The organism is Stenotrophomonas sp. 14P6.2.3 (assembly GCF_057799055.1).
In genome coordinates this window covers 64,498-81,756 of the sequence record NZ_JBYOLA010000019.1, presented here as the reverse complement: position 1 = coordinate 81,756, position 17,259 = coordinate 64,498, and the positions used below count along the sequence as shown (strand labels likewise).

The window sequence follows — 17,259 nt, the reverse complement described above, 5'->3', positions numbered from 1 at the left end:
ACTTGCGGCGTCCCCGCAATCCGACACCGCCCCGCCACCCCACGAAATGCCGCCGTTGCTTTTGCTTCCGCCTCTGCAGGTGCAGGGCGCAGTCCTGCCGAAAGAACCCCTTTATCCCCGCGGTCGCCCGCGCGAGGGCACGAGGGCAAACGTATCCACTGCCAGCTTCTCGGCGTGGTTCAACCACGCGCGGATTTCCAGATCGTCCACTTCGTGGTCGAGGCCGAACGACACATTGATCTTGCCGTCGGCATCGGGCTGCACCCACTGCTGGGCCAGCACCACCTTGCGCTGCGAGGACACCGCTTCGATCCAGAAACCGCGATCCGGGCGCGTGCTCGCCACCAGCTGCAGCATGTACTGGCCGGCACGGGTACGGCGGCCCTTCTGGGTGATCATGTGTGCCTGGCGCACACTGGGGCGGGGGCCCTGGAGCGCATCCAGCGGTGCATCCACATCGATGCCGTTGCGCAGCTGGCCATCGCGGTACAGCTTGATGCCGTTGTCGCGGTTCACCAGCAGCGCGCACCAGTCGCCGTCGGCTGAGCCATCCTCGAACGCGGTGCAGCGATCGACGTAGGCCAGGGTGTTGTCCGGGTCCGCGTCGTCGAACTGGCGTGAGGTGTTTTCCAGGTACACCGATTTCAGGTCCCAGTCCTTGTCGTACTCCAGCAGCACCGGCGGTTGCACGTGCTGCAGGCCGACCACGACCTGGTCATCGCCGTCGATCTTCAACTGCCGCGTCGGTTCGCCCAGCCACAGCGAGCGTGCGAAGGCGAGGTACTGCGGATAGTCGCGGCCGCCATCGCGGCGTGCGGCGGCGCTGGCACTCGGTGCGCGCTTGTCATCCAGCAGCGAACGGCCAAAGCCCATCGTCTGCAGGTTCGGATCTAGCAGGCTGAGCAGGGTGGCACCCGAGTCCAGCGTCGAGCCGTCTTCGGCTGCCAGCTGGCGCGGGGCCACGCCGTCACCCAGGAACAGCAGCAGGTTCTCGCGCTTCTGCCTGGTCAGGATATGGCTGAGGTCATTGGGCATGGCCAGGTGATCTGAAGCGATCACGATCAGCGTGTCCTTGCCATACGGACTGGCCTGGATGCGCTCGACCAGCTGCGAGATCAGGCGGTCGGTGCACTTCAGGGCATTGAGCATGCCGATGTTGCCGTACTGGCTCTGGTAGCGCTCGCCCTTGCAGGCCACCGGCAGATGCCCGGCCGGGTGGTGCGTGTCCATGGTCAACGTGGTCAGCATGAACGGTGCATCCTGCCGCGACAGCTGCTCGAAGCGCTGGTAGGCAGTGTCCAGCAGCACGTCGTCATGCACGCCCCATGCCGAGTAGTGGATGCGGCCGATCTTCTTCTGCTGCTTGAACCACGCCAGGTCATGCACTTCGTCGAAGCCATGGCTGGCCAGGAACTGTCCCTTGCCGGCGAACTGGCCGTTGGCACCGCCCAGGTAATGGTTGGTATAGCCCTGCTGCTTCAGGTAGTCGCCCAGGCACACGGCCTTGGGCAGGAAGCTGCCCATCCGGTCCATGCTGTTCTCATCGCCCTGCGAGGTGGTCAGCGGCACACCGCACATCGACGACACCAGTCCGGCGATGGTCCAGCCGCCGCCTTCGGCCGAGGCCAGCCCGCGCACATCCAGCGACTTGGCCGCCAAGCGGTTGAGATTGGGCATCAGGCCGGGAAACACGGCCTCATCCAGATAGGTGCGCTCCAGGCTCTCGCCGTAGATCCAGACGATGTTGCGTGGGCGCTGCAGGGCCTGCGTGGGCACCTGGTATTCGGGGGCGATACGGGCGAAATCCACCGGGCGCAGCTGCTGGTACAGGCGTTGGCCATCGCGCGCCAGCGGGCTGATCATGATCGTGGTCACCCACAGCGCGGCGAAACCGGCAAACCACGCACCACCGGCCGTGGGGCGGCGCCAACGCTTCACCCGCGTAGCGAACAGCGGCAGCAGCGATACCGCCGCCAGCACGATGAAGCCGGCGATATACCCCTTGAAGTCGGCGACACCGGCGCCTTCCATGTCCGCGCCCAGGTGGTACAGGGTGGCGGCGTTGAGTCCGTCACCGGACAGCTTGTCGATCAGCCACCAGGCACTGAGCGCCAGCAGCAACAGCGAGAACAAGCCAGCTTTCCACCACACCCACTTTGCGGACGCGAGGAACAACCAGGACAACAACAACAGCGACAGCAGCAGAATCCAGAGCATGGGCAGCTTCGGCAGTGACGGGGTGGCGATGGACGTCGTACCGACGCGTGTCCATCCGACCGGCGCTGCTGCAAGCACATCTGCATGACAGGCCGATGACCCGATAGTGCATGCACGAACCTGACTGAAATGTTTGTTGAAATCGCGCGTGCGATATCACGCCGCGAACGTAAATCGAGCGTGAAAACTCACGCTCGATTGCATTAAAACCCGCATGAATGCGCTGTTTTCGTAGATCCACGACACGCGTGGATACGACAACGCATCAACGCTATCGGTGCCCGCGTTCCTCGCGCGAACGCGCACGCCGATCAAACAACAAGGCGCTGGTGACGATGCCCAGCCCAAGCACCACGCCGATCAACAGCAGCACCAAGGCGATGGCGGGATAGCCGAGCACATGCCAGCCGGTATCGATCTTCATCATCATCGCCGCCGCCATGATCAACGCCGCGCTGATGATGCCGGCGGCCACACGGTTGGCGATCTTCTGCAGGTTCTCCATCAGCCGCGACTCTTCCAGCCCGGTCACCTTCATCTGCAGGCGGTTCTCGGCCAGCAGCGCCATGATGTCCGAGAGCTTGCGCGGTCCGTCGCGCAGTAGTTGCTGCACCTCCATGGCTTCGCTGGCCAGGTTGGCGGCCGACAGCGATTTCTTCAGGCGCGCGCGCATCACGTGCTGCAGCTGGCGCTCGACGATGCGCCGCGTATCCAGGTCCGGTGCCAGCAGGCGGCATACGGTTTCAAGATTGAGCAGCGCCTTGCCGAGCAGGCTCAGCTCCGGCGGCGTACGCAATCCGGACGAAGTGGCGATGCGCACCATGTCCAGCACCACGCGCCCTTCGGAGAAATTCGCGCTGGCCGCATAGCGTGCGATCAGCTGGCCGGTCTCGCGCAGGTAACGCTCTTCATCGAACGCCTCCAGCCGGGTGCTGATGCTGATCAGGTCGTCGGCCACTTCCTCGCCACGGCCATCGACGGCGGCGAACAGGATCTTCAGCAGTCGCTCGCGCAGGCGCGGCGGCATGTGCGCGACCATGCCCAGATCGAAGATCGCCAGGCGCCCATCGGGAAGTACCCGCAGATTGCCCGGGTGCGGATCGGCATGGATCTCGCCGTGCACGAAGATCTGGTCCAGATAGCCGCGGATCAGCGCCGCCGCCAGCGGGTCCATCGCCTGTTCGGTACGGCGCACATCGGGAATGGCATCCACGCGTACGCCGCTGGCAAGTTCCATGGTCAGCACGCGATGACTGCAGTAATCCCACAGCGGCTGCGGAATCCACAGGCGCCGGAACGGCTTCAGATGGCGACCGAAGCGCGACAGGTTCTCAGCCTCGGCGTGGTAGTCCAGCTCCTGCATCAGGGTCTTGGAGAACTCGTTGAGCCAGTCGCGCAGGCGCACGCGGCGACCGATCTGGGTCAGATGGTCGGCGGCCAGGGCGAAGCTGCGCAGCACTTCCAGATCCGAACGCAGCTGCGCGGCCACTTCCGGCTTCTGCACTTTCACCGCGACCTCGCGGCCGTCATGCAGCACCGCGCGATGCACCTGGGCGATCGACGCGCAACCCAGCGGCTGCGGATCGAATGCGGCGAACAGCTTGTTCACAGGCGCGCCCAGTTCCTGTTCGACGATGGCATGAATGCGTTCCACCGGGATCTCGGCGACCTTCTCCTGCATCCGCTCCAGCGCGGTGGCGAACTCCACCGGCACCATGTCCGGGCGGGTGGACAGCATCTGCCCGAGCTTGACGAAGGTTGGCCCCAGCGCTTCCAGGTCACTGACGAACTGCTCGGGATTGCCGTCGGGGGGCACATCGGCATGGCTGCCGGCAGCGTCCAGGTTCATGCCGGAGAACACGCCGGAATGGCGGTAGCGCATCAACAGGCGCAGGATCTGGCTGCGCCGGTTCATGCCCCGGATCAGCGGGGGATTGCCTGTGGCGGCGGGCGGCTTGCTCAAACAGAACTCCTCGAAAGCGACGCCCCGGCGGCCGTGATCTGGCGACCGGGTAGCGCCGGGCCATGCCCGGCGGGATCGGAATACGCTGCCAGTGTCCCTGCGCGGCGGTAGGCGCGCGGTGAACCCGCTACCGCAGGCGGCGCAGGATCGGTCAGAATCCGCTCATTCCCTTTACTGGATCCCCCATGGCCGGTGCCAGCCTGTTTGCCCTGCTCGACGATATCGCCTCCCTGCTCGACGACGTCTCGGTGCTGACCAAGGTCGCCGCCAAGAAGACCGCCGGCGTGCTGGGCGACGACCTGGCGCTGAACGCGCAGCAGGTGACCGGCGTCAACGCCAACCGCGAACTGCCGGTGGTGTGGGCGGTGGCCAAGGGCTCGCTGGTGAACAAGGTGATCCTGGTGCCGGCTGCGCTGGCGATCAGCGCATTGGAAGCCTGGCTGCACAGCCGTGGCTGGAACGTACCGCTGATCGTGCCGCTGATGATGATCGGCGGTGCCTTCCTGTGCTTCGAGGGCGTGGAGAAGCTGGCGCACCGTTTCCTGCATTCCGCCGACGAGGACGCCGAACACCAGGCTGAGCGGCGCAAGGCGCTGGCCGATGCGCAGGTGGACATGGTCGCGTGGGAGAAGGACAAGGTGAAGGGCGCGATCCGCACCGACTTCATCCTCTCGGCCGAAATCATCGTGCTGTCGCTGGGTGTGGTCGCCACGGCGTCGTTCATCAACCAGGTCAGTACCCTGGTGGTGATCGCGCTGGCGATGACCGTGTTCGTCTATGGGCTGGTGGCCGGCATCGTCAAGCTGGACGACCTGGGCCTGTACCTGTCGCGCAAGGGCGCGGCGCTGGCGGCGGTCGGCCGTGGTCTGTTGGTGTCGGCACCATGGCTGATGAAGTTCCTGTCGGTGGCCGGAACCGCGGCGATGTTTCTGGTCGGCGGCGGCATCCTGGTGCACAACGTGCCGGCGCTGCACCACGCGGTGCAGGCGCTGGGCGGTGAAGGCCAGTGGGGCTGGCTGGTCAACGCGATGGGCAACATGGTGGTCGGCATCATTGCCGGTGCGATCGTGCTGGCGGTGGTGACCGGCGTGCAGAAGCTGCGCGGCAAATAGCGCCAGCTCCTTGCCCGGTAGAGGCCGACCTTGGTCGGCGGGTTGTTTGCCGCGCGTGCCAACCAAGGTTGGCACCTACCAAGCGGTTTCCGGTGCCTTGTCCGGTAGAGGCCGACCTTGGTCGGCGGTTTGTTTGCCGCGCGTGCCAACCAAGGTTGGCACCTACCAAGCGGTTTCCGGCGCTTTGCCCGGTAGAGGCCGACCTTGGTCGGCGGTTTGTTTGCCGCGCGTGCCAACCAAGGTTGGCATCTGCTCGCGAACTATCCGGCGTGCACCCGGTTCTTGCCTTCGCGCTTGGCCACATACAGGGCGTCATCGGCGCGTCGCAACATCGAATCCGCATCGTCGCCTGGCTGCCATTGCGAAAGCCCAGCACTGAAATGCACCGGTACCCGCCGGTCCTGCACGGTCAGCACGCGATGCGCCAGTGAACGCTGCAGCCGCTGCACCGTGGCCATGCTGTCCGCGCCAGGGGTTTCCGGCAGTACCAGCACGAACTCGTCGCCACCCAGCCGGGCGATGCCATCGGTAGCACGCAGCAGCAGCCGGCACACCGTCACCAGATGCTGCAGCAGCGCGTCGCCGCCGGCGTGGCCGTGTTCGTCGTTGGTCTGGTGGAAATCATCCAGATCGATCACCGCCAGCCCCAACGGCGAGTTGTTGCGGGCGGCGCGGGCCAGTTCGCGTTGCAGCAGTTCGTCCAGACCACGCCGGTTCAGGGCCTGGGTCAGCGGATCGATACGCGCCAGATCGCCGGCCGCGCGCAGATCCTGTTCCAGCTGGTTGATGCGCTGCTCGGCGCGTTCCACTTCCTGCCGTGCGCTGGCCAGGTGATCACGTGCCTGCGCCGCCTGCTGCTGCACCTTGCCGGTGTCCTGCATCACTTCCTGCAGCAGGTGGTTGAGGTCGGCGATGCTGCGCGCCTCGCGCAGCTGCAGCGCGTAGCTGCCGATGCGGTCGTGGTATTCACCGGTACTGGCAGCCATGCCGTCCATGCGCTCGATGAACTCGCCCATCAGGCTACGCATGGCTGCTTTCGAATCGTCGATTCCCTGCCGCAGCAGGCCCTGCTTGTAGATCACTTCGCGCAGCTCGGCGCGGGTGCGCTCGACCGATTCGGCTTCCAGCGGCCCGGCCAGCAGCTGGCGCACGGCTGCGATCTGACCCTGCAGCCAGCTGCGGTCATCCAGCAGCTCGCTGACGTTCTCCAGCAGCAGTGCGAACAACTCAAGCAACAACGCCTGCTGTTCCTGCCAGCTCTCGGCGCGCACGCCGATCTGGTGACCCAACTCGCGCGCACCTTGTTCGATCGGCTCCAGTGCCGCGCCCGGTTGCCACTGGCGCAGGCGTACGGCCAACGCCTGCGCCTGCTCGCGCAGGTCGGGATCGTGCTGCAGCAGCGCCACCACCGCGCCGCCCAGCAGCAACCTCAGCTGTTCGGACAGGCGCAGGCTGTCGGGCTGGCCATCGGGCGAATGCTGGTCGATGGTGCGGATGTACTTGTCGATCAGCTGCCGCATCGCCCGGCCATAGCGCGGCCAGTCGGCACTGGCCTGCGCCGACTGCAGGCGGTCGCCCATGTCGCCCAGCTCGCCGGGCAGGGTGGCCATGCCATTGGCGAAGGCGGCCAGCAGCGGCTCGGGCGCATCGGCCCCGGCAAACAGCTGCTGCAATGCCACGCTGTTCCCACCCTGCAGCACCACCCGGTCGCCGCGCCCGTCGTCGACAACCGCGCGCACGCGCGCAGGCGGTCCGATGGCGGTGCCGGGGGCAGGGCGGGGGTCGGGCTGGTCCGTCATGGAACGAATCCTGGGGTGGCAGGGGGCTGGTCACAGCATATCGGCGCAACTGGCGGTGGCTTGAACCGATAGGATGGGCGACAGGATGCCGCAGTGGAGGTGGGTATGCGTGTGATGTTGCTGGGGGCGACGGGACTGGTGGGCGGGCTGGCCCTGCCGATGCTGCTGGACGACCCGCGCTGCCGCGCTGTGGTGGCCCCGACCCGACGGCCGCTGGACCTGCGCGACCCGAAACTGCACGCCCCGGTGCTGGACTTCGATCAGCTGCCGGATGCGCCGGGCTGGGCACCGGTGGATGCGGTGGTATGCGCGCTGGGCAGCACGATGGCCCAGGCGGGAAGCCGCGAGGCCTTCTACCGGATCGACCACGACTACCCGCTCGCCTTCGCCCGCCTGGCCAGGACCCAGGGCGCGCGTGCCTTCGTACTGAATTCGGCGGCGGGGGCCAATCCGGGTTCGGCCATCTTCTACAGCCGGGTAAAAGGCGAGCTGGAGCGCGACCTGCGCGCGCTGGGCTTCGCTTCGCTGACCCTGGTCCGGCCGGGCCTGATCGGCGGCCACCGCCCACAGGCGCGCCGCGGCGAACAGTTCGCCCTGCAGGTGCTGGGTGCATTGCGGCCGGTGCTGCCGCGTGCGTGGCGTATCAACCCGGCCACGCGTATTGCGCGGGCGCTGGTGAACGCGGCACTGGCGCCGGCACCGGGCGAGCACGTGGTGGCTTCGAAAGACCTGGTGGACTGATGTCGCGCGCGCTGCGTCTGACCCAACTGCTGCAGGTGCTGCGCCGCCATCGCCGGCCGGTGGCCGGGCAGGCGCTGGCCGATGAACTGGGCGTCAGCCTGCGCACGCTGTACCGCGATATCGAAACGCTGCGCGAACAGGGCGCCGACCTGTGCGGGGAAGCCGGTGTCGGCTACCAGCTGGAACCCGGCGACGTGCTGCCGCCGCTGACCTTGCCACCGGCGGAGATCGACGCGCTGGTGCTGGGCCTGCGCTGGGTGGCGGCACGCACCGAGCCGGCGCTGGCCGAGGCCGCGCGTGATGCGTTGGCACGCATCGCCCATGTGCTGCCAGCAGCACGCCGCGAAGCACTGCGTGACAGCGGCCTGCGGGTGGGCCCATCGCGTACGGCAGCCAAGGTGCCCCCGGCACGCCTGCAGACCGTGCGCGAAGCGGTGGGTACGCAGCAGCGGCTGCAGTTCGCCTATGAGGATGCACAGGGACGGCGTACCGAGCGCGTGGTCTGGCCGTTCGCACTGGGGTACTTCGATGAAGTGCCGATGCTGGCGGCGTGGTGTGAGGGCCGCGAGGACTTCCGCCATTTCCGCCTGGATCGCATCCGCCATGTGCGCGCACTGCCGGATCACTATCTTGTGCCGCGTGCCACCTTGCTGCGGCGCTGGCAGAAGGCGCAGGGCATCGCCCCGGATTGGCTGGACCGTTCGTGACGGACCAGCTTTGGTAGAGGTCGAGCTTGCTCGACCGCCTTTGATCTTTGCTTTCCGCTCTCGGTAGATGTCGAGCTTGCTCGACGCTTTCGCTCTTTGCTCTTTGCTCTTGGTAGAGGTCGAGCTTGCTCGACTGCTCTTGCTGTTCGCGGAGAGCAGTCGAGCAAGCTCGACCTCTACCAGAGCCAGGGCAACAGCAGTCGAACAAGCTCGACATCTACCGGAGCTGGAGCAACACCAGCAAAGTAGGCTCAACACTGCTGACAGGATCTGTCAGCAGGGCAGGGCCACCATGAATGCTCCCAACAACGGAGCCTCCCCATGTTCAAGCCCAGCACCCTGCTGCAGTACGTGAACGACGTCGCCACCAGCGCCACGTTCTACAGCGGCATCCTCGGCAAACCACCGGTCGAGCAGTCGCCCGGCTTCGCCCTGTTCCTGCTTGGTGATGGCGCCGCACTGGGCCTGTGGCAACGCGATGACGTGCAGCCGCCTGTCACTGCCGAGGCAGGTGCAGCCGAGCTGGCGATGGTGGTGGCGGATGCAGCAACGGTGCATCGCATGCACGACGAATGGCGCGCGCTTGGCGTGCAGATCACCCAGGCACCGGTGACGCTGGAATTTGGCCACACCTTCGTCGGCGTCGATCCCGATGGCCACCGCCTGCGTGTCTACAGCCGCGCCGAGGGCATGGTCGCGCGGAATTGATTCAGGGAGGGCGCCGGTACTTGCCGGCTCCTGGACCTACCCTTGCTTCTGTGCTGCTTCGATGACGATTGAAAATGTCTCGTCGTCTTCCGAATTCCATTCAATGGCCAGCTGGGCAAGCTCTCCGACCACATCGCGGCCTGGATTGCACCGCCTGAGCTCCTTGATGAATTGCCGGATATGACGGGGCGTCAGTTTACAACCTGGATAATTGAAGCGACTTAGCGCGGCGTCCGATGAAAGGTCCAGCAGGTCCGGCGCGAGGATGGAATAGGCTTTGATGTAGCGGGGGAATGGAATATCCGACAGGAAGTTCTCCGCTGCACACATGATCGACCCATCATGTGGCGGTTTCCGAAGAAATTCGCTCATGACCGCCAGGATGACCTCTTCTGACGGCGCATCCTTCAACGGTGTGTAGAAGTGGTCTGCATAGGCCCAGCAGCTCTTCTGGTCCACGACTGCATTCGACAGGTCATGCAGGGTCGAGATCCAGACATCGGCGTCCATCGGTGCAACCGGGGCAGTCTGATTGTTCTGGCCCTCTTGTTCATCATCGGCGATGAGTCCTCGACGCACGGACTTCCCGTTGCGCCATGTCATATGGCGTGAGTCCAGTAGCTTCCACATCTTCTCCTGCCCGAACCACATATCGTTCTGCGATGGAGGGGGACTTTCCGGGAAAAGCGAGAAGAAGTCAGAGAGGTAGACGGCGTGCGGACTGAAGTACTCGACAGTGAAGCTCAGTGCATCCTCACTGAGAGCATTGCCGGGAATCTCACCGTGAAATGCCGCGTGCAGGTTTGCGACGAGTTCCATTGGGGAATTTGACCGAGCGATGGTCGATCCCACCGCCTGATCGATGAAGGCGCCCGTTGAAGCCAACCATCGCAGATAGACCAGTGCTGGAATCGAAAGGTCGTCCAGTGCTTCTTCCGGTGATGGCAATGGCCCGAAGGGCCGCTCGCGAAACAGCTGGGCGCCCTTGGCCAGGAACGCATCAATGATGGTGGTTGGATTTGACATGGCAGAACAGACAGGTCTGGAGGCTCGATGCTAAGGAGCCTGGCGTGGAAGTCCATGCAACTATTCCCAAATGTGCTTGCGCGCACCTTCGGTTGACCAGCAAGAAGCAGCCGAGCATGGCTCGGCACTACAGTGGAGCGGACACAAAAAAAAGCCGGGCATTGCCCGGCGTTTTCCATTCATGTGCCAACCAAGGTTGGCACCTGCCGGATCAGCTTGCCAGCGCCAGATCGTCCATCATCGCGCGCAGGAAGCGGGCTGCTTCACCGCCGGTAGCAGCGCGGTGGTCGAACGTCACCGACAGCGGGATCACCTTGTGCGCTTCCACGCCGCCCATCACCGGGGTCATCTGGTGGCGGGCACGGCCGGCACCGACGATGGCCACGCACGGCGGCACCACGACCGGGGTCGCGTAGCGGCCGGCGAACATGCCGAAGTTGGACAGCGAGATGGTGTAGCCGCTCAGCTCCGAGGCCGCGATCGAACGCGCTTCGACCTGCTCGCGCAGGCGGTTGACGCCTTCGCGGATGCCACGGGCATCCAGCATGTCGGCATTGCGCAGCGCCGGCACGAACAGGCCGTCGTCGGTGTCCACGGCGATGCCGATGTCGACCTGGGCGTGCAGGGTGCGGGTCAGTGCTTCACCGTCGAACCAGGCATTCATCGCCGGCACCTTCTGTGCGGCGACTACGATCGAACGTACCAGGCGCGCGGTGACGTCGTTACCCGGCAGCCAGGCGTGGATGTCGGCGTCGTCGTTCAGCGTGGTCGGCACGACCTTGCTGTGCGCATCGGCCATGACGCGGGCCATGTTGCGGCGTACGCCCTTCAGCGGTTCGGGCTGGCCCTTGGCGACCACGCCGGGCGGCTGGGTGCGCATCGGCTTGCCAGCGGCAGACAGCGGGGTGCGTGCGTCGGACTGTACCGGCGCGGCCACCTGGGCCGGAGCCGGTGCGGCAGCCGCCGGTGCAACAACCGCTGCCGGTGCGGCGCCGATCTTCGCGCTGCCATCGGCAGCGGCCTGCTTGACGTCGGCCATGGTCACCGCGCCATCGGTGCCGGTGGCACGCACGCGGCTCAGGTCCACGCCCAGCTTGCGCGCGGTGGCACGCACGGCCGGCACGGCCTTGACGCCGCCAACGGCCAGCGCCTGTTCGGCATGCACCGCGTTGGAGCTCTGCATCGCGCCAACCACGGTGCCGGCGTCATCACGTTCGGCGGCGGCCGGCTTGGCTTCTTCGGCAGCTACCGGGGCGGCTGCGGTGGGCAGCGGCGGCGGCGTCGGTGCGGCCGGAGCCGCCGGAGCGGCATGACCGTGGCTGTGGCCGGTGTCCTGGCCGTCAGCGCGCTGCGGCAGGTTCGGGTCCAGCGCGAAGCTGGCCAGCACCGCGCCGGTCGGGATGATGTCGCCGGCAGCGCCGGACAGCTTCAGCACCGTGCCGGAGAACGGCGAGGGCACTTCGACGACGGCCTTGGCGGTCTCCATCGAGACCAGCGGCTCGTCCAGCTTGATCACATCGCCTTCCTTGACGAACCACTCGACGATGGTCGCGTCCGGCAGGCCTTCGCCCAGGTCGGGCAGGTTGAAGTTCTTGGTCTGGCTCATTTGCAGTTCTCTTCCAGCAGTTCCAGTTCGCGGGCAGGCAACCAGCCCGTCGCGCCATTGGCGCGCTCGGACCACCACCACCCGCCGTGTTCGTGATGAAGCTTGACCATCTCGCCGTTCTCCACATCCAGCTCGCGGGCGTCATAGTCGCGCAGGGCTTCTGCGCGACCATCGTCCAACAGCTGCAACCACGCTACCGGTGCCCATCCGGCGCGCCCATCACTGGTGCGCACCCAGGCAAACGCCGGCCATTCCTCGTCACGTACGCCTACTTCGACGATCTGGCCGGTGCGGAACCGGAGCGGGTTGGGATACTGGCTGCGGTAAGCCCCGAGAAGGCGGGCCCGCATGTCAGCCTGCCGCCACCGCGCGCTTGGCCGCCGCCACGATCCGCTCCACGCTCGGCAGATACTTCATCTCCAGGCGGAACAGCGGAATGTGGGTGTCGTAGCCGGTAACGCGCTCGACCGGAGCCAGCAGGTCGTACAGCGATTCCTCGGCCAGGCGTGCGGCGATTTCCGCGCCGAAGCCCGCGGTCTTCGGGGCTTCCTGCACGATCACGCAGCGGCCGGTCTTGGCCACCGACTCGGCGATGGTGGCGAAGTCCAGCGGACGCAGCGTGGCCACGTCGATGACTTCGGCACTGATGCCTTCGCCGGCCAGCTTGTCGGCCGCTTCCAGCGCTTCCTTCACCTGTGCGCCCCAGGTCACCAGGGTCACGTCGGTACCGTCACGCAGCACGAAGCACACGTCCAGCGGCAAGGCTTCGCCGTCGTTGACGACCACTTCCTTGTACTGGCGATAGATGCGCTTGGGCTCCATGTAGATCACCGGATCCGGCTCGCGGATCGCGGCCAGCAGCAGGCCATAGGCGCGCTGCGGCGAGGACGGCAGCACTACGCGCAGGCCCGGCACGTTGGTGAAGATCGCTTCGTTGGCTTCGCTGTGGTGTTCCGGCGCACGGATGCCACCACCCCACGGCACGCGCAGCACCATCGGGCAGTGCAGGCGGCCACGGGTGCGGTAACGCAGGCGCGCAGCGTGGCAGATGATGTGGTCGACCATCGGGTACATGAAGCCGTCGAACTGGGCTTCGGCCACCGGCTTCATGCCCTGCGCGGCCAGGCCGATGGTGAGGCCGGCGATGGTGGTTTCATCCAGCGGGGTGTCGAGGATGCGGTCGGCGCCGAAGCGCTGCTGCAGGCCGGCGGTGGCGCGGAACACGCCGCCGTTGACGCCCACGTCTTCGCCCAGCACCAGCACCGACTTGTCATGCTCCAGCTCCCAGGCCAGCGCCTGGGTGATGGCTTCGATGAGGGTGATCGGGGTGTCGGTCATGTTCTGGTCTCCGCGCGCGACGGCAGCGCTGTCGGCGGCGTTGGTGTGCGCGCTGGACGCGCCGTTCTTGATCTCATCCATGGCGCTGCTCCAGGGCGATCGCCTGGGCGCGCTGGGCCAGCAGGTCCTGCGGCGGATCGGCATAGAGGAAATCGAACATCGCCTCGACCGGCTGCACCGGCGTGTTGAGGTACAGGTTCACTTCCTCGTCCACGCGCTTGCCGCACTCGGCGGTCCAGGCCGCTTCTTCTTCCTCGCTCCACACGCCGGCGTTGGTCAGGTACTTGCGCAGGCGCAGCATCGGCTCGCGCTGCCAGGCGTCCTTCACTTCGGCGTCGTCGCGGTAGCGGCGCGCGTCATCAGCGGTGGTGTGGTCGGACAGGCGATAGGTCATCAGTTCCAGCACGGTGCCACCGTCGCCGGCCAGCGCACGTTCGCGCGCCTGCAGCATGGCGGCCATCACCGCGATCAGATCGTTGCCGTCCACCTGCAGGCAGTGCAGGCCGCCAGCCAGGCCCTTCTGTGCCAGCGTCTCGGCACCGGTCTGGGCCGAACGCGGGACCGAGATGGCCCAGCCGTTGTTGACGATGCACAGGATCAGCGGCAGCTTGTAGGCGCCGGCCGAATTCAGTGCGGCGTAGAAGTCGGTCTTGGAACTGCCGCCGTCGCCGCATACGGCCACCGCGATCTGCTGTTCCTTGTTGAGCTTGAACTTCAGCGCAGCGCCTGCGGCGTGCAGGCACTGGGTGGAAATCGGCACGCAGAACGGGAAGTCCTTGGCTGCATTGCCGCCGTAGTCGTTGCCGCGCTCGTCGCCGCCCCAGTACATCAGCACGTCGTGCGGGCGCACGCCACGCATGAACATCGCGCCGTACTCGCGGTAGGACGGTGCGAACACGTCGTCCTTCTGCATCGAGGCGCCGATGCCCACATGCGCGGCTTCGTGGCCGAGGCAGGCTGCGTAGGTGCCCAGCTTGCCGGTGCGCTGCAGCGCGATCGACTTGCCGTCGAACACGCGCACGAACAGCATCTGCTTGAACATCGGCAGCAACGCGCGCGGGTCGCGCAGGGCTTCGGGCAGATCATCGCGGACGAGCGTGCCGTCCGTGTCCAGATACTGCAGGTATTCGATCTTGAACTCAGCGGCAACCGTCATTGCGTACTGCACCTTCGACAGAGAAGTTACAAATGATATGAATCGCCATGTTAAGGAATGCGTACGAAAAAGCTCTCCTGCGGCGCAGCACGGCCTGCCGGCCTTTGTACCCCCTTCCGGGTGCATGATGCCAATAACTTCAACGTATTCAGCCATTGCTGCAAAGCATCACAAACGCCCCTGGGCTGAGCGCCAGTAGAACGGCGCAAACGGTTCCACGCGCAACGGCCGTTCCACAGCCGCGCCGCACGCCCCGGTACGGTCATCGCGGCTGCCAGCGCGGCAGCAACGCGCTACCCTTGCCGCCCCCGATCTGGTCCCGCCCATGTCCGTCGACAACAACCAACGCGATCTCGAAGCTGGTATCCACACCGATCTGCAGGGGCGGCTGACCTACGGCGGCTACCTGCGGCTGGACCAGCTGCTCAGTGCGCAGCAGCCGCTGTCCAGTCCGCCGCATCACGACGAGATGCTCTTCATCATCCAGCACCAGACCTCCGAGCTGTGGCTGAAGCTGCTGGGCCACGAGCTGGGTGCGGCGATCGGTTTCCTGCAGCGCGACGAGGTCTGGCAGTGCCGCAAGGTGCTGGCGCGCAGCAAGCAGGTGCTGCGCCAGCTGACCGAGCAGTGGTCGGTACTGGAGACCCTGACCCCGTCCGAGTACATGGGCTTCCGCGACGTGCTGGGCCCGTCCTCGGGTTTCCAGTCGCTGCAGTACCGCTACATCGAGTTCCTGCTGGGCAACAAGAACGCGCAGATGCTGCAGGTGTTCGAGCACGATACGGCCGGGCAGGCGCAGCTGCGCACCGTGCTGGAGGCGCCGAGCCTGTACGAGGAGTTCCTGAAGTACCTGGCCCGCTTCGGCCATGCCGTGCCGGCGGTGTACGAGGCGCACGACTGGACCCAGCCGCATGTGGCCGATGACGCACTGCAGCCGGTCTTCGAACGCATCTACCAGGACACCGACCGCTACTGGCGCGAGTATTCGCTGTGCGAGGACCTGGTGGACCTGGAAACAGCTTTCCAGCTGTGGCGATTCCGACACATGCGCACGGTGATGCGGGTGATCGGCTTCAAGCGCGGCACCGGCGGCTCATCCGGCGTGGGCTTCCTGGCCAAGGCGCTGGAACTGACCTTCTTCCCTGAATTGTTCCAGGTGCGTACCACGCTGCAGGTCGCGCCCCCGCCGGATCTGGCCTGATCCCCATTCAGCTTGGCCGCCCGCGGCTGGCTGGATCGTTTCAGATGCAAGTTCAGCGAGCAGGCAGCGACCTGCCTCAAACGGCGTGTATTTGACGTGAACGCCAGAAGTCGGTGATCCTCGCGCGTTGCTTCACCGCACATCGGACGTGCCTCCATCCACCGAACCAGGAATTCCGCATGAGCGTAAACGCCACTGCGAACACCCCAGAGCCGGCGCTGCCGGACTTCAACACCACGATGGGCCACCCGCGCCCGTTGTGGATGCTGTTCATGACCGAGTTCTGGGAGCGCTTTGCGTTCTACGGCATCCGCTGGGCATTGGTGCTGTACATCGTTGCCCAGTTCTACAACGGCAACGCCGCCGGTGAAGGCGACGCCAGCCGCATCTACGGTGCCTACCTGGCGCTGGTGTATGCCGCCGCGATCTTCGGCGGCTACGTGGCCGACCGGGTACTGGGTTACCAGCGCTCGATCCTGACCGGCGCGATCATCATGGCCGTCGGCCTGTTCATGATCTCGCTGCCGCAGGAGCACATCTTCAAGCTCGGCCTGGCCACGATCATCGTCGGCAACGGTCTGTTCAAGCCCAACATCTCGACCATGGTCGGCAAGCTGTACGGCCTGAAGGACGAACGCCGCGACTCGGGCTTCACCATCTTCTACATGGGCATCAACATCGGCGCGATGATCGCTCCGGTGCTGACCGAGTACCTGGCCCGCAAGGTCTTCGGCACCTCGGAAATGCCGTCGTACAAGGTCGTGTTCATCGCTTCCGGCGTGGGCATGCTGGTCTCGCTGGTGTGGTTCTACATCGGTCGTGCCGGCCTGAAGGGCATCGGCGCACCGCCGGCTGGTGCTGAAGGCTTCGGCCGCATCATCATGGTGCTGGTCGGTTCGCTGTTCGCCATTCCGGTGGCCTACTTCCTGCTCGCCACCGGCGCCACCGCGCTGGCCTGGATCCTCGGCGTGATGTTTGCCGCGCTGGCCGTGCTGCTGCTGGTGGAAGGCATCCGCGAGGGCAAGGTGCAGCGCGACCGCGTGATCGCCATGCTGATCATCTTCGCCTTCAACGTCATGTTCTGGATGTTCTTCGAACAGGCCGGCAGCTCCTTCACCTTCCTGGCCGAGAACATCGTCAACCGCCAGCTGGGTGAGTGGACCTTCCCGACCGCATGGTTCCAGTCGGTCAACTCGGTGGCGATCATCACCCTGGCGCCGATCATCGCCTGGATCTGGGTGGCCCTGGGCCGCGCCAATCCGTCCATCCCGCGCAAGTTCGGCCTCGGCCTGCTGTTCAACGGCGCTGCTTTCGCACTGCTGATGTATGCCCTGTCGCAGATGGTCGTGGACGGCAAGATTCCGTTCTGGACCCTGTTCATGGTCTACGTCATCCAGTCGGTCGGTGAGCTGTGTCTGTCGCCGATCGGCCTGTCGATGGTGACCAAGCTGGCCCCGGTGCGCCTGGTCGGCTTCGGCATGGGCGGCTGGTTCCTGTCCACCGGCATCGGCAACAACCTGTCGGGCATCTTCGCTGGCGCGGTCAGTGGTGAAGGCGGCATGACGGTCGAATCGGCACTGAAGGGGTATACCTTCGGGTTCTGGGCCTTGATCGGTTCGGGTGTGGTCCTGTTCCTGGTCGCGCCGCTGATCAACAAGCTGATGCACGGCGTGAAGTAATGAGAG

14 protein-coding genes are annotated in these 17,259 nt (G+C 65.7%); 6 read left to right on the top strand and 8 right to left on the bottom strand.

Features of this window, described 5'->3' with window-relative positions; genetic code table 11:
• Nucleotides 1-111 precede the first annotated feature (111 nt).
• Entirely contained in the window at nucleotides 112-2,217 is a 2,106-nt protein-coding gene (locus AC27VL_RS14995) for a phosphoglycerol transferase I (protein WP_488767167.1), read from the bottom strand.
• Between the two features lie 271 nt (nucleotides 2,218-2,488).
• On the bottom strand, nucleotides 2,489-4,132 hold the full coding sequence (locus AC27VL_RS14990) for an ABC1 kinase family protein (protein WP_488767169.1): 1,644 nt from the start codon (nucleotides 4,130-4,132) through the stop codon (nucleotides 2,489-2,491).
• 233 nt (nucleotides 4,133-4,365) lie between these two features.
• Here AC27VL_RS14990 and AC27VL_RS14985 point away from each other — a divergent pair, with 233 nt between their 5' ends.
• Complete coding sequence (locus tag AC27VL_RS14985) at nucleotides 4,366-5,292, top strand: DUF808 domain-containing protein (protein WP_100553846.1); 927 nt, start codon at nucleotides 4,366-4,368, stop codon at nucleotides 5,290-5,292.
• A 260-nt stretch (nucleotides 5,293-5,552) separates the two neighbouring features.
• Here the strand turns inward: AC27VL_RS14985 and AC27VL_RS14980 are convergent, their stop codons facing one another.
• Complete coding sequence (locus AC27VL_RS14980) at nucleotides 5,553-7,091, bottom strand: GGDEF domain-containing protein (RefSeq protein WP_488767165.1); 1,539 nt, start codon at nucleotides 7,089-7,091, stop codon at nucleotides 5,553-5,555.
• Between the two features lie 105 nt (nucleotides 7,092-7,196).
• Here AC27VL_RS14980 and AC27VL_RS14975 point away from each other — a divergent pair, with 105 nt between their 5' ends.
• The 3 genes from AC27VL_RS14975 (at nucleotide 7,197) to AC27VL_RS14965 (ending at nucleotide 9,247) form a co-directional block, all read left to right on the top strand.
• A complete protein-coding gene (locus AC27VL_RS14975) occupies nucleotides 7,197-7,832 on the top strand; it encodes a Rossmann-fold NAD(P)-binding domain-containing protein (RefSeq protein WP_191077700.1) in 636 nt (211 codons plus the stop codon).
• The gene (locus AC27VL_RS14970; protein WP_488767163.1) at nucleotides 7,832-8,539 is read left to right on the top strand and encodes a helix-turn-helix transcriptional regulator; all 708 of its coding nucleotides are present in this window, start codon (nucleotides 7,832-7,834) and stop codon (nucleotides 8,537-8,539) included. Before AC27VL_RS14975 ends, AC27VL_RS14970 begins: the two co-directional genes overlap by 1 nt.
• Before the next feature lie 321 nt (nucleotides 8,540-8,860).
• A complete protein-coding gene (locus AC27VL_RS14965; protein WP_488767161.1) occupies nucleotides 8,861-9,247 on the top strand; it encodes a VOC family protein in 387 nt (128 codons plus the stop codon).
• A gap of 36 nt (nucleotides 9,248-9,283) precedes the next feature.
• Here the strand turns inward: AC27VL_RS14965 and AC27VL_RS14960 are convergent, their stop codons facing one another.
• The 5 genes from AC27VL_RS14960 to pdhA all read right to left on the bottom strand — a co-directional run bounded on the left by AC27VL_RS14960 (nucleotide 9,284) and on the right by pdhA (nucleotide 14,373).
• On the bottom strand, nucleotides 9,284-10,273 hold the full coding sequence (locus tag AC27VL_RS14960; RefSeq protein WP_488767159.1) for a hypothetical protein: 990 nt from the start codon (nucleotides 10,271-10,273) through the stop codon (nucleotides 9,284-9,286).
• A 211-nt stretch (nucleotides 10,274-10,484) separates the two neighbouring features.
• Nucleotides 10,485-11,879 (bottom strand): dihydrolipoamide acetyltransferase family protein, encoded by a 1,395-nt coding sequence (locus AC27VL_RS14955; RefSeq protein WP_488767157.1) that lies wholly within the window; start codon nucleotides 11,877-11,879, stop codon nucleotides 10,485-10,487.
• Nucleotides 11,876-12,229, bottom strand: coding sequence for an SH3 domain-containing protein (locus tag AC27VL_RS14950; protein ID WP_025874583.1), 354 nt, complete (start codon nucleotides 12,227-12,229; stop codon nucleotides 11,876-11,878). The genes AC27VL_RS14955 and AC27VL_RS14950 overlap by 4 nt, the downstream gene beginning before the upstream one ends.
• 1 nt (nucleotide 12,230) lies before the next feature.
• Nucleotides 12,231-13,298 carry an alpha-ketoacid dehydrogenase subunit beta gene (locus tag AC27VL_RS14945; protein WP_488767155.1) on the bottom strand — a complete coding sequence of 356 codons (1,068 nt, stop codon included), beginning with the start codon at nucleotides 13,296-13,298 and terminating at the stop codon, nucleotides 12,231-12,233.
• Entirely contained in the window at nucleotides 13,291-14,373 is a 1,083-nt protein-coding gene (gene pdhA / locus AC27VL_RS14940; RefSeq protein ID WP_089237414.1) for a pyruvate dehydrogenase (acetyl-transferring) E1 component subunit alpha, read from the bottom strand. The genes AC27VL_RS14945 and pdhA overlap by 8 nt, the downstream gene beginning before the upstream one ends.
• A gap of 325 nt (nucleotides 14,374-14,698) precedes the next feature.
• On the opposite strand from pdhA, the gene AC27VL_RS14935 reads away from it, so the two are divergent.
• The gene (locus AC27VL_RS14935) at nucleotides 14,699-15,574 is read left to right on the top strand and encodes a tryptophan 2,3-dioxygenase (protein ID WP_089237412.1); all 876 of its coding nucleotides are present in this window, start codon (nucleotides 14,699-14,701) and stop codon (nucleotides 15,572-15,574) included.
• Between the two features lie 179 nt (nucleotides 15,575-15,753).
• On the top strand, nucleotides 15,754-17,253 hold the full coding sequence (locus AC27VL_RS14930; protein WP_191077705.1) for a peptide MFS transporter: 1,500 nt from the start codon (nucleotides 15,754-15,756) through the stop codon (nucleotides 17,251-17,253).
• Nucleotides 17,254-17,259 lie beyond the last annotated feature (6 nt).

Coding starts and splice junctions, on each gene's coding strand:
- AC27VL_RS14990 (WP_488767169.1), bottom strand. CDS start 4,132: ATGAACCGGCGCAGCCAGATCCTGCGCCTGTTGATGCGCTACCGCCAT.
- AC27VL_RS14975 (WP_191077700.1), top strand. CDS start 7,197: ATGCGTGTGATGTTGCTGGGGGCGACGGGACTGGTGGGCGGGCTGGCC.
- AC27VL_RS14935 (WP_089237412.1), top strand. CDS start 14,699: ATGTCCGTCGACAACAACCAACGCGATCTCGAAGCTGGTATCCACACC.
- AC27VL_RS14930 (WP_191077705.1), top strand. CDS start 15,754: ATGAGCGTAAACGCCACTGCGAACACCCCAGAGCCGGCGCTGCCGGAC.
- AC27VL_RS14965 (WP_488767161.1), top strand. CDS start 8,861: ATGTTCAAGCCCAGCACCCTGCTGCAGTACGTGAACGACGTCGCCACC.
- AC27VL_RS14950 (WP_025874583.1), bottom strand. CDS start 12,229: ATGCGGGCCCGCCTTCTCGGGGCTTACCGCAGCCAGTATCCCAACCCG.
- AC27VL_RS14955 (WP_488767157.1), bottom strand. CDS start 11,879: ATGAGCCAGACCAAGAACTTCAACCTGCCCGACCTGGGCGAAGGCCTG.
- AC27VL_RS14960 (WP_488767159.1), bottom strand. CDS start 10,273: ATGTCAAATCCAACCACCATCATTGATGCGTTCCTGGCCAAGGGCGCC.
- pdhA (WP_089237414.1), bottom strand. CDS start 14,373: ATGACGGTTGCCGCTGAGTTCAAGATCGAATACCTGCAGTATCTGGAC.
- AC27VL_RS14985 (WP_100553846.1), top strand. CDS start 4,366: ATGGCCGGTGCCAGCCTGTTTGCCCTGCTCGACGATATCGCCTCCCTG.
- AC27VL_RS14980 (WP_488767165.1), bottom strand. CDS start 7,091: ATGACGGACCAGCCCGACCCCCGCCCTGCCCCCGGCACCGCCATCGGA.
- AC27VL_RS14970 (WP_488767163.1), top strand. CDS start 7,832: ATGTCGCGCGCGCTGCGTCTGACCCAACTGCTGCAGGTGCTGCGCCGC.
- AC27VL_RS14995 (WP_488767167.1), bottom strand. CDS start 2,217: ATGCTCTGGATTCTGCTGCTGTCGCTGTTGTTGTTGTCCTGGTTGTTC.
- AC27VL_RS14945 (WP_488767155.1), bottom strand. CDS start 13,298: ATGGATGAGATCAAGAACGGCGCGTCCAGCGCGCACACCAACGCCGCC.